The sequence below is a fragment of the Bacillus sp. FSL W8-0645 genome (genome assembly GCF_038007905.1).
Lineage (GTDB): Bacteria > Bacillota > Bacilli > Bacillales > Bacillaceae > Bacillus > Bacillus pumilus.
Genome location: NZ_JBBOYC010000001.1, coordinates 1,691,631 through 1,704,693, shown reverse-complemented (window position 1 = coordinate 1,704,693; position 13,063 = coordinate 1,691,631). Strand labels below are relative to the sequence as shown.

Here is a 13,063-nt window from a genome sequence, read left to right as displayed (position 1 = left end):
ACCTCTTATTCGTCAGATTCCTCAGCTACTGGTTCAGCCTCTAAGAAAAGAGATTCAGAGTCTTCAGTTCTTGGGAAAATACCGAGTTCCCTTGCATCTGTTTCGCTTTTAATGTCAATTTTCCAGCTAGTCAGCTTTGCTGCAAGACGCGCATTTTGACCTCTTTTACCAATGGCTAACGACAGCTGATAATCAGGGACAATGACTGTTGTCGCCTTATCTTCTTCATTCACAATAACATCAAGTACTTTTGATGGACTTAATGCATTGGCAACAAATTCAACCGGGTCATTAGACCAATGGACAATGTCAATTTTTTCGCCTTTTAGCTCGTTGACAATTGCTTGTACACGCTGGCCTTTTGGACCAACACAAGAACCAACTGGGTCAACATCAGGATCATCAGTACGAACAGAGATTTTAGAACGGTCCCCAGCTTCTCTAGCAACCGATTTAAGCTCTACAGTACCATCATAAATTTCTGGCACTTCAATTTCAAATAAACGCTTTAATAGACCTGGATGTGTTCTAGACACATAAATTTGTGGTCCTTTTGTTGTTTTTTCGACTTTTGTAATAAACACCTTAATGCGGTCATGTGGTTTGTAGTCCTCATTTGGCATTTGTTCGTTGACCGGAAGAAGGGCTTCGATTTTGCCAAGTGACACGTAAATGAATTTACTGTCAATTCGCTGAACGATTCCCGTCATAATGTCTTCCTCGCGATCGATAAACTCAGTGTAGATCACACCTCGCTCTGCTTCTCTCACTCGCTGCGTCACCACTTGTTTCGCAGTCTGAGCTGCAATGCGTCCGAAATCTTTTGGCGTGACTTCAATTTCAACGACGTCACCTACCATGTAATTCGGGTTCATATTGGCTGCATCATCTACAGAGATTTCAAGGCGAGAATCATACACTTCATCTACAACATCTTTTCTTGCAAATACGCGAATTGTTCCCGTTTCGCGGTTTAAATCAACACGAACATTTTGCGCTTGATTAAAGTTACGCTTATATGCAGAAATGAGTGCAGCTTCTATCGCTTCAATAATAATTTCTTTACTAATACCCTTCTCTTTCTCGAGAACAGTCAGGGCATCTAACAACTCACTACTCATTTTTATGGTTCCCCCTTATATCAATGAAAAGGTTAATTGAACGAAACTGCTAATCTTGCGTTAGCTATTTTTTCATATGGAATATTGATCTCTTTCTTTCTTGTCTTGATCTTCACTGTCACTGTTGCAATCTCACCATCAAAGCTTGTAAGCTCACCTTCAAACGCTTTTTCACCATCAATTGGTTCATATGTTTTCATGAAAACATTTTTTCCAAGTGCTTTTTCAAAATCAGCTTTTTTCTTTAATGGGCGCTCCGCTCCAGGAGAGGACACTTCAAGAAAGTAGTTTTGGCTAATCGGATCTGCCTCATCAAGCTTTTCGCTCAAGGCTTCGCTCACTTTGGCACATTCTTCGATATCGACGCCTTTATCAGAGTCAATAAACACGCGAAGGAACCAGTTTTGACCCTCTTTGACAAATTCAACATCAACGAGTTCAAGCTGTAAGCCATCTAAAATTGGCTGTACCATTTCGCTTACGACATCCACTACTTTTTTGCTCATTCTCTTCCTCCTTGTGCTTTCGATAAACGCTCTTATCAATCATTCTGCATAAAAACCCTGCTTTATGTGAGCAGGGGGAGCAGAAAACGGATGAATAATGTCGAGACAAAAATTGCCTGTTCAATACAAAAGAGCGGGTTTCCCCACTCTTGTCTCGGTAATCGTTAGCATTTCCATAAAAACTATACCATATCCAAATTTTTTATGCAAATGAAGTTCCTTATTCAGCAGGCATTCGCCATCAGTTCTTTTCGTTCATTCTTTTCGCATGTTCACTGATAAGTGCTGCCTCCCTGCTCCCTTTTATGATGCGGAAACCGTCATAATCGGGATAGAGCGAATCATCGTCCTGAATGCTTGTTAAAATCCAAAATTGACTGCCAGCCCCTCCGAGCCGCTCAACCGCTGACAGCCAGCTTTGGTATACGTCAGGACGTGCTGATTGATTTTGATAGCCAAACTCTTCTAACACAACTGGTTTTCCGATTGTCTTCCCGCGGGTGATATGGTCTTCGATCCATTTCACTCCCCAAGCAGCAGACTTGTTCCAGTGATCTGGGTACAGATGATAGGTTCCATAATCGATATTAGAGAGAGCTGTCAAACGGTCCCAATCGACGCCTTCTCCGCCTCCGTACAACCAATCTTCATGGCCTGGTATGCGAAAAAATCCTTCATCTCCTACTGCAACAAGATGGTGACGATCCAGCGATTTGATCCATGTACTCATTTCATCTGCCCATTTGACTAGTATATTACCCGTTGGATCTGACTGCACACGCGGCTCATTGGCCAATTCCCAAGTCATAATAGCTGGATCGTCCTTATATTGAACACCTGTGTACGTATTCGTTCTTTCTAAAACATAACGCACATAATTTTTGTAAGCATGTTGTATACGAGGATCTGTATAAAAGGCATCATGTGATCCTGCATTGAACCACTTTACGTATTGATTCATCCCGCCAAAGTCATCCCAATTGTTCACTAGCGGGATGACAAGCTTTATTCCTTCCTGTCCCGCTTTATAAATCGCATAATCTAGTTTTTGAAAACCCGATTCTTCATAGACCCCTGGACTAGATTGTAAAACGGAGTTTTCTTGAGGGGCCCCGTCGTGAAATCCCCAAATACGTAAGACCTTTAAATTCATTGCTTTCATATCATCGAACACTGCATCTACCATCTTTTTAGATTTGTAATGGAAATAGTAATTATTTGTACCAGCAAAGTAAAATGGTTGATTGTTCAGCGTAAATTGTGTGCCAGACGTCTGTACATAAGCGGCGGCTTTAATTGTCAGTGAAAACCATCCGGCCCATATAGCGACCACAAGTATGAAGAAGGACACTCTTTGAGTCCACTTTTTCATTTACATTCTCCTCACAATCTATCCTTCTTCAGGTATGATCACATCTAGCCGAAGTGGTGTTTGTTCATTTGAATCAAGTTCAATTGTCTGCTGTTTCAACAGTTTACTTTCTTTACCGATTCGAATCTCATATGTCCCGTGAAATGCTCGACATGTCACATTGCCATTAGCATCTGTTTTTTCAACTCTTTGTGTCGTCCACTCATTTAGAAGCTTTTCGTAACGTCTACCTGCTTCATTTAAAGACCAATCGTAATTCACGATGGCCGCATGCTCACCTCTCCAATGGGCACCTGCCCAAAATCCCCACATTAGCACTCCTTTTACGGCTGGATGACTAAATGCGACGCGATATAAAGCCTCTAGGTTATCCGCTCTTCTATTAGCGTCAGGGTGAACAGAGTCGTACTCTGTAACCCATATAGGAAGTCCAAGCTCAGCAAGCACATCGAGCCTCTCTTTTACAACGGCTGGATCGACCCGTTCTTCAAAATGTCCTTGTACACCAATCGCCTCAATAGGTGCGCCTAACTGACGAAGTTCATTGATATGTGCTTTATAAGCATGGTGCTCACCATATGAGATCACATTATAATCATTCACAAACAATCGTGCTTGAGGGTCAATTTTTTTCGTTTCTTCATACATCCATTTCCAAATATTTTTCCCGAATCGGTCTTTAAAAAATGAACCATGCATCATTTCATTGTTTACATCCCAGTGACGGAATCTTCCTTTAAAGTGATTGCCCGCATGCTCAAGCCGGTTTTTCATGGCTTCATACACTTCGTGATTCGGTAGTGACCTCAGCCAGCTTGGATTCGCATCCTCTACCTCCCAAAATAAAGCGTGCCCCCTTACTGGAAGTTGATGTTTATCTGCAAAATTCAGCATCGCATCGGCTTTTTCGTAGGTGATTCTCCCTCTTTCCGGCTCATTCGCATACCATTTTGCCTCATTTTCAAAAACAGCCCAATTAAAATGCTTCACAAAAAAATTGGCATATTGTTGATTAAATAACACTTGGTCATTCATCGCTGAACCAAATGCAAATTCATGCCTAATTTGCTTCAACTCAACCTCTATTCCTGCTATTGGCTTTTTATCGTGATTTGTGACGTTTATTTCAAGATCTCTTTGTCTATGCTCTGAGATTCGATCATTCGCCTCTTTTTTCCACATCAGATTATTCTGCTCATTTTCGCCCTTGTTTATTGATTGATGAAGAAAGCTTCTTTCTTTGACCATGTAAACACACCCTTATTTTCACTGGATTTATATTTCTTAAACAAACTGCCGGCTCAAAGAAACCGGCAGCTTAAATTTCACCTGTTAGTTGATCAGACGATGATATTCTGCGTAGGCAGTGGCCATATCCACTTGTGACCAAAAACGGTGATAGGTGAAAACCGGTGCCCCATTCTCCCATTTGCCTGTTGCTTCATTATATGAAGACTGATATTTACTCTCGAGTGAAGACCATGCTGGATCTTGTTTAATGTTTGGACGAAGATCAGCAAAACTCGTATAGACCCCATTACCTCCTCGCTGCGGATCAGAAGGAATAGTGCTTGATCCAGGAATCTGATTCCCTTGACCAAAGGTCCCGCTCCAACCATTTGGGAAATACACTTCTTTTTTAAAGAAGCGGTCATAGTCCTCTCTGTCTTCCTCTGTCACAATGCCCACGCCATCATTGTAATTCCACGCAACCTCAAGGAGCTGAGCGGCTGCATCTTTCGCTCTTACGCCAAGCGCTGTATAATCCCCTGTTTCTAGCTTAGCAGCAGCAGCAAAGAAAGTTAAAGCCTTGACGAGACTCCCTAGTACGCCCGTATCCTGAGTTGGATCTTTTGTGACAGCTGTTAAGTTTGGATTTCCTGTTGCAGACTGGAACCCATTCCACGTGTCAGGCTGTCCGCTCCAAGCAATATTTCCAGGAAGCCAAAACTCGCCAGGTGCACTCGTTGTAGCAACAGCAGCATTTGTTCCTCCTAGAATTCTTTGTCCTTGGTCATCTAAGAAATACCCCTCTTCATCCGACACAGGACGGCTGCCGATAAAAATGTAATCTAATGCATAGTCGACCCATTTTGTGATACAAGATCTCGCCATTTGGACATTTTCAGAAGTTTTGTCTCCGTCTTTCACAAAAATATAATAAAGCTCTGCTACGCGCTCCATCGGCCATGCCTGCATCCCGAACCAGTTATTAGAAGGCGGATCAAGATATACAGGTGCATCCTCATATGCCATATCATAAAAAGTACTTGTTCCCGCCGGATATGCACTATAGTCTCCATTCCAGCTATTGGTTGCGCCTCCTGCTATCGCTCCCTCTTTTGATTGAAGCCATACATAAAATTCAAGCTGCCTTTTTAATGTTTTTTCCCAATCGCTTGCACCGGTAGCGGAAGATGGCTTTAAACCACCATTGTCTGAGGACAAAGCATAAGCGGCGACAGGGTTTTGATACCCTTGGTGGCAGTGGCTCGCTCCGATACGCCATGACCAGTTTGCATAGTCGCCAAGTCCTCCGCCCCAAGAGGTATACCACGCCATTAAGTAATGACAGGCACCCTTTCCGTTTCCAGGGTACGGATTCCCTTGCTTGCCGCTTCCAATCGTTTGAAAATACTTATCGTACATACCGTAACGGAGAAAATCACCCATTTTTTTCGCTTTATTAAGATAGGTTGAATTATTGTAGCCGAGTTCCTTTGCCCAATACATCGCTTGTATTGCACGCGCATCAGCATCCGTCGCATTGGTATAGCGCCACTGAGCAGCTGGTGCTTGGTTTTCTTTTGTGAACAAGCTCATAAAGCCTTCATTTGGCTTCCCAAAAGATTGATCATCTTGTGATGGATGTGGGATCGCCTCCCATACAGATTCCTGCGGCCCGCGCTGGAACGTGTTTACATATGCGGCTGTATGTGATGGATTGAGTAAGTTCCCATATTTATACCAGTTATCGACATCAAGCAGCCAGTGCATTAAATACGTTTCATTCGTTCCATAGGTTGATTTCAATTCACCATCAATCGGATCTTGACCAGCAGCACGAGCTCCGCTCAGCTGACTAGGATATTGATCTGGATATGGTTTTTCCGCTGCGTATGTGGCTGGGCTAGAAGGATTGTAGGCGCTCATATGCGGCTGCTCATCATTTCCATCTTCATTTACTGGGATGATGTACTTCTCCATATTGTCCCAGGCTGCCTCTAATTTGCTCCAATCCCCTGTGTAATGTCCGTACAACACCTCTAGCCACAGCCAATAGCTATACGCTTCTGACGTTGTCATATGCCCATAATCAGGCGCTTCGCAAATAAGCGTCTCAATTGAATGATACGGAATTCCTTCTGATGAAAAATATCCATTCCCATCACTTTTAATTTGATGATAAAGCGTTAAAAACCGTTCTTTGTTTGACAAATCCTTCACCCTTTCAAAAAATCTTGATTTTTATTTGTCTGGAAGTGTACCAAATACTAATGCACCATCATCAAAAACAGGAATTCTCGTTGTTTTTTGCATATTGGATGTTAAGCCTTGAAAGGAATAATCATTTGAGGCATCCCATATATTCGACCCATTTGGTGCAGATAATCGAAATTGCATTTCCTTCTTATGCTCTGATTCTCCTCCAGGAAAAATCGCTACGCCTGTAAAATCAATTTCTGCATAATACATGTGAGCTGATGCGTCATATACCTTGAGCGGAGATAAGGAAGCGCCTTCATTGTAGGCGGCTGTCACTTGAATATCTTTTTCAGTGAATCCCTTTGCAAAGACCTCACTCAGATTGACGTAATATCTAAAGGAGAGCGTTTGACTACGTCTAGCCGGCCATCCGGACCGGTTGTATAGAACCGCCTTTACTTGAGTAGATGTTACATCGTTATTCATCACTGCTGCCTCTACAAAAAACTCATCCTCTGGTTGTTCTTTAGGCGGGAAATTGGGCAGTTTTGATTGCCCTTTTCCAAACAGCTGCACCATTTTGGCTATATTTCCTGTAAAAGCGGCATTATAGTCCGTCGCCACCTCGTTTGATACATAATCAGAGATGTCATCGTCATATTGATCCTGTGCATTAGGTCCGCCAACGAGCGCCCCATAAAGAGTGTGACGATGATTCGAAGGATTTGTCAGTTGATTAGACCATGAACCGTGTGCAGTTCGGTGGTGTGGATGCTTCGGCGGGTTCTGGCCAAACCCAACGACATAGCTTCTATTATGCGGATTATCACCAAGCATATAGTGAGTTTGGTTGATCGCGAACGTTTGGTATCGATTCTTTTTTTCTTTATCTGACACCCAATCAGCGTAAACAAAGGCTAAAAATGCTGCATTTGCTGTATAACGCAGTGAGCCCCATTGATCTAGCCATGCCAAACCGCCAGGCGTATAAGTGATTCTTTCGACTTTTCCATTTTGAACAAAACCCGTGGTCCAGTAATCAAGATTACGCTCTGTCGATTCTATAAATCGATTCTCTTTCGTGATTCTGGCGAGTAAGATTTGCGAAGCAAAAAAAGTATTGTCCCACGACATGGTAAACGTATAATCCCAATCCTTCGGCCATTCCTCTACTGCTTTTAATGCTTGATTTAAATAGGTTTCTTCATTTGTTGCCAAGTACAGCCAGATTCCGCCCCAAATGAGTTCATCAATATAGCCGCTCCATGAGTTGTAAAACGGCTGAGCGTTTGTGACACAATCTGTATACTCGCCGCGATACCTGTCAGCAAATGCATAAAGCTGTTTCGCGTGCGTCAGAAGCTTTGCTGCATAAGGGGCATCTGTCTCTTTAAAAATGATAGAGCCCGCTGCTAAAGCTGCCGCAGTTTGGGCGGCCACTTCTGTTCCAGGGCAATTTTCATCAATTTTAAAAGCTGGCCGGCTCATCGGCATCACTTCTGCCGGTCCCCACCAAGCATGGTCAGCATTCCCATCACCTACCTGCGCCCAAAACTCATTCGGACCTGTATGAGCTTTCAAAAAATAATCTGTTGCCCACCTGATCTGATCTAAGATGTCATCAAGCAGTTCTGCCTCTTCATAGGCTTCTCGGTATTCATATACTGTCCATGCAAGCACAGATGCTGAGTAGGCCATCGGAAGTCCAAATTTCACATGATCACCTGCGTCATACCAGCCGCCAGTTAAGTCATGCCCTACATCTTTCCCATCCTCTAGTCCAGAATCTCCCCGCCAGTTGAGACGGTTGCTTTTAGGCAGCTTTCCAGACCGCTGCGCTTCATAAAACAACAAGGATTTTTGAAGAACCTCTACATAGTTATAAGATGCCATTTCTGTATGAATCACCCCTTCTATTTAGTCAAACATGAATAGACAAGCCACCTCCTTTTATTCAGAACGTGATTTGAACAGCTTTGAAAAGAATCAAATATGTTTCAAAAATAAGCATAGTAAACAGCAATCAGCTTTGCGCTCATCGAAGTTTTTTTCTCTTGATTCTTTCTGTGACTGTACCCAGAATGATCATATGTCGCATGAGAACATTTCAGACGGCGAAATTCTCTTTTTTGCTCTATTTGGGTAGAAAGAATGACATACAATCTCTTCTTTTAAAACATCACGCTAAATCAAGGTATATGAATGAATTAGAAAATGATTCCATTTGGTGGAAAATCTTTATTAGTTAACATAATAATATTATTGTATAAATAAAAAAAGAAACGCCCCTTTAAGGGCGCTCTTCATTAATCGCATTAAAACAAAGAAAGCTGGTTTTGATCGGGAAGTGCTTCTAAGCAGCCTTGACGATCTAAATATTCTAGGATCGTTTTCGACACTTTTCCGCGTTTTTGTAAATCTTCTTTTGAAAGGAACTCCCCGTCTTGTCGTGCGCGAACAATATTTAACGCAACGTTCGTTCCGAGTCCAGGGATTGAGTTGAATGGCGGAATCAATCCGTCACCATCAATGATAAACTCTGATGCACTTGATCGGTAAAGGTCCACTTTTTTGAAATGGTAGCCTCTTTCACACATTTCAAGTGCAAGCTCTAGTACAGTTAATAGGTTCTTTTCTTTCGGTGATGCATCTAAACCTTTTGAGTTAATATCGTCCATGACCGCTCGAATCGCATTTGATCCTTTTGTCATTGTTTCAATATCAAAGTCATCTGCACGAACGGTAAAGTAAGCCGCATAGTATAAAAGTGCATGATGCACCTTAAAGTAGGCAATCCGTACAGCCATTAATACGTAAGCAGCTGCGTGGGCCTTAGGGAACATGTATTTGATCTTTTTACAAGAATCAATATACCAGTTCGGTACATTATTATTCTTCATTTCTTCTTCCCATTCAGGGGGAAGTCCTTTTCCTTTACGAACAGACTCCATGATTTTAAAGGCAAGTGACGGCTCTAAGCCCTGATAGATGAGATAGACCATAATATCGTCACGGCACCCAATCACTTCACTTAGTTCACACGTTTTATTGTGAATGAGCTCTTGCGCGTTCCCGAGCCATACATCCGTCCCGTGTGATAATCCAGAGATCTGAACGAGCTCTGAGAAGGTTGTTGGTTTTGTATCCTCAAGCATTTGCCGAACAAACCTTGTCCCAAACTCTGGAATACCGAGTGTACCTGTTTTACAGCCAATTTGCTCCTCTGTTACACCAAGAGGCTCTGTTCCTTGGAAAATTTTCATCACTTCTGGATCATCTGTTGGAATCGTTTTTGGATCAATTCCGCTTAAATCCTGAAGCATACGAATAACCGTAGGATCATCGTGCCCTAGTATATCAAGTTTAAGCAAGTTGTCATGGATTGAGTGGAAATCAAAATGCGTCGTTTTCCAATCAGAACCTGTCGCATCTGCTGGAAATTGAATTGGTGAGAAATCGTAAATGTCCATATAATCCGGCACTACAATAATACCGCCTGGATGCTGGCCCGTTGTCCGTTTTACCCCTGTACAGCCTTGTACAAGCCGGTCGATTTCTGCGCCCCTCATATGAAGATTATGATCTCCAGCGTAGCCTTTCACGTAACCATATGCTGTTTTTTCTGCAACAGTACCAATCGTACCTGCTCGGTATACATACTCTTCACCAAACAGCTCTTTCGTATAGTTATGGGCAATCGGCTGATATTCACCTGAGAAGTTCAAGTCGATATCAGGGACTTTGTCTCCTTTAAAACCTAAGAACGTTTCAAACGGAATATCATGCCCGTCTTTTTTGTACGGCGTGCCACATTCCGGGCAGTCTTTGTCAGGAAGGTCAAAGCCTGAACCAACAGATCCGTCGTTAAAGAACTCGGAATGCTTACAGCTTGGACATACATAATGCGGCGCAAGCGGGTTCACTTCGGTAATCTCTGTTAAAGTTGCAACAAGAGATGAGCCGACAGATCCCCTTGAACCAACAAGATATCCGTCATCAAGTGATTTCTTTACAAGCTTATGAGAGATTAAATAAATAACGGCGAATCCATGGCCAATAATACTTTTTAATTCTTTCTCAATACGGTCTTCTACGATTTTCGGCAAATCATCTCCGTAGATGCTACGCGCCATTTGATAGCTCATTTCCCGTATTTCTTCATCTGCACCTTCAATTTTTGGTGTGTATAGGTCATCTTTGATTGGTTTAATGCTTTCGACCATCTCAGACACTTTTTTCGTATTCGTCACGACGATCTCTTTCGCTTTTTCCTCTCCTAGAAAGGAGAATGCTTCAAGCATTTCATCTGTCGTTCTAAAATGAACTTTTGGCAGTTCATGACGGTTCAGCGGATTTGCTCCACCTTGTGATGAAATTAAGATTTTACGATAAATTTTGTCTTCTGGATGAAGATAATGTACATTTCCAGTTGCTACGACTGGTTTATTCAGCTTTTCGCCAAGCTTCACAATGTTTGTGATGATTTCTTTTAACGCCCGTTCATCTCGAACAAGCTCCAGCTGCAGCAGATGCTGATACACTTCTGGCGGATGAACTTCTAAATAGTCGTAAAATGCTGCAATGTCTTCCACCTCATCAGGTGATTTTTGCATCATTCCTTCAAACACTTCACCCTTATCACAGGCAGACCCGATAATTAAACCTTCTCGATATTTCTCAAGCTGTGAGCGTGGAATGCGCGGCACTCGGTAGAAATAATGAATATGAGAAAGAGAAACAAGCTTGAATAAATTTTTCAGCCCAGTCTCATTTTGTGCGATCAGAATGGCATGGTAAGGACGTGAGCGCTGGTAAGCATTAGACTGACCCATGTTTTCATTCAATTGATCGTGATAGGCAATATCCTTTTCAGCGGCATCTTTTAGCATTTTCAGCATGAGGTAGCCTGTCGCCTCTGCATCGTAAATGGCCCGGTGATGCTGCGTCAGTTCTATATCGAACTTTTTACAAAGTGTGTTCAGCCGGTGATTCTTAAATTCAGGGTAAAGGAATCGGCCAAGTTCCAGTGTATCAATCACAGGGTTTGACGCTTTATCTGTTTTTAACAGGCGCTTGTACGCTGTGTTTAAAAAGCCCATATCAAAGCTTGCATTGTGCGCAACAAGGATATCTTGTCCAATCCATTCTTTGAAATCCCGTACGACATCGACGACATCTGGAGCATCTCTGACCATATCATCCGTGATACCTGTTAATTCGATCGTTGTCGCTGATAATGGATGATGAGGATTTGCAAATGCCTCAAAACGGTCAATGATTTCTCCGCCTTTTATTTTCACTGCTGCCAGCTCAATGATCGTGTCATACACAGCTGAAAGTCCAGTTGTCTCGACGTCAAATACGACATACGTTGCATCCTCTAACAAACGGTGCTCTGGGTTATAGGCAATAGGTACTCCGTCGTCAACCAAGTTGATTTCCACACCATACATCATTTTGATGTCATGCTTTTTACTTGCTGCATACGCATCTGGGAAGGATTGTACAACCGCATGATCCGTCAGGGCAATTGCTTCATGTCCCCATTTTTTTGCTTGTTCTACCAACTTGCCGATGCCAGTAACAGCATCCATTTGACTCATTGGGGAATGCAAATGAAGCTCGACACGCTTTTCACCCTCAGGTGCCGTATCTTCTTTCAGCTGAGGTTTCATTTCGTTTACATCATTGGCAATCATGACAAGGTCTCTAACAAACGTATCGTTTTGAATGCTTCCTCTTGCTTTGACCCACATGCCTTTTTTTAATGATTTCATCAGCTGGGCATCTTCTTTTTCTCTTGCAAACATTTTGATTAAAATACTGTTTGTATAATCTGTAATTTTAAAAATACAAAGCGTTCTGCCGCTTTTCAGCTCACGCGTTTCTGCATCGAATACGTAGCCCTGGACGGTGATTCTTCTTTCCTCATCCATAATACTATCAAGCGTACGAATTTCTTCATTGTCTTTAATTTGATAGCCAATCATGAGAGGGCCAGACGGACCTTCCTCCTGCTCCTCACTTTCCTTCTTCTCCATCTCAGTGAGGGCTTGCATCGCTCTTTCTTGATCTTCAGCAAGCTTTTGTTCTCTGAACTTCTGAATCTCTTGATCTGATACAAAAATTTCTGTATCAAATTGAAGTTCTGGAAAGCCTACTTGTTTAAAAGCAGCCTGGAGCATTGGACTGTACTTCTTCTTGATGGCCAAAGCCTCTGTTTCGCTTTTCGTTTTGATGATGATTTTACGTCCAGACAGCGATGGTTTTTGCTGCTGAAGCAAGCTGATGATTGGAGGAGAAATTCCTTGAAGCTCTTCCACACAATGTGACCAATACGATTGAACGAGCTCTTCAGAGATGCTTGGATCATTGACTTCAATCGTACAAGTAACTTGTGCAATATGAGAAAATGCATTTGTCAGCCTGCTGAGAAACATCGCATATACCTTGTAAGGCAGAAGCGCCTTAAATTTAAAAAGAAAATGCCACGTTTTCGTCGCTTTATGCACCGTCAATTTGACGATTTCTCCTTCTTCAAAGTAACGACTGAGGTCATCATCTGTCATTTGAATCTGATTGAGTAATATATGAAATTGCCGCCGTGTGATCGGTAATTGTTCATCCAAGACAGGACC

The 13,063-nt window shown here is 42.4% G+C and carries 7 protein-coding genes; all 7 read right to left on the bottom strand.

What is annotated here, in order from left to right; all coding sequences use genetic code 11:
* Positions 1-5: 5 nt before the first annotated feature.
* The 7 genes from nusA to NST39_RS08535 all read right to left on the bottom strand — a co-directional run bounded on the left by nusA (position 6) and on the right by NST39_RS08535 (position 12,994).
* Complete coding sequence (gene nusA / locus NST39_RS08565; protein ID WP_003211013.1) at positions 6-1,121, bottom strand: transcription termination factor NusA; 1,116 nt, start codon at positions 1,119-1,121, stop codon at positions 6-8.
* A gap of 32 nt (positions 1,122-1,153) precedes the next feature.
* Positions 1,154-1,627, bottom strand: a complete 474-nt coding sequence (rimP, locus tag NST39_RS08560; RefSeq protein WP_003211398.1) for a ribosome maturation factor RimP — start codon at positions 1,625-1,627, stop codon at positions 1,154-1,156.
* Between the two features lie 241 nt (positions 1,628-1,868).
* The gene (locus NST39_RS08555; protein ID WP_341027885.1) at positions 1,869-2,999 is read right to left on the bottom strand and encodes a glycoside hydrolase 5 family protein; all 1,131 of its coding nucleotides are present in this window, start codon (positions 2,997-2,999) and stop codon (positions 1,869-1,871) included.
* 18 nt (positions 3,000-3,017) lie between these two features.
* Positions 3,018-4,247 carry an endo-1,4-beta-xylanase gene (locus tag NST39_RS08550; protein ID WP_341027883.1) on the bottom strand — a complete coding sequence of 410 codons (1,230 nt, stop codon included), beginning with the start codon at positions 4,245-4,247 and terminating at the stop codon, positions 3,018-3,020.
* A gap of 84 nt (positions 4,248-4,331) precedes the next feature.
* A complete protein-coding gene (locus NST39_RS08545) occupies positions 4,332-6,437 on the bottom strand; it encodes a glycoside hydrolase family 48 protein (protein ID WP_341027881.1) in 2,106 nt (701 codons plus the stop codon).
* A gap of 30 nt (positions 6,438-6,467) precedes the next feature.
* Entirely contained in the window at positions 6,468-8,318 is a 1,851-nt protein-coding gene (locus tag NST39_RS08540) for a glycoside hydrolase family 9 protein (protein ID WP_341027879.1), read from the bottom strand.
* Positions 8,319-8,740: 422 nt separating this feature from the next.
* A complete protein-coding gene (locus NST39_RS08535; RefSeq protein ID WP_341029957.1) occupies positions 8,741-12,994 on the bottom strand; it encodes a PolC-type DNA polymerase III in 4,254 nt (1,417 codons plus the stop codon).
* Positions 12,995-13,063 lie beyond the last annotated feature (69 nt).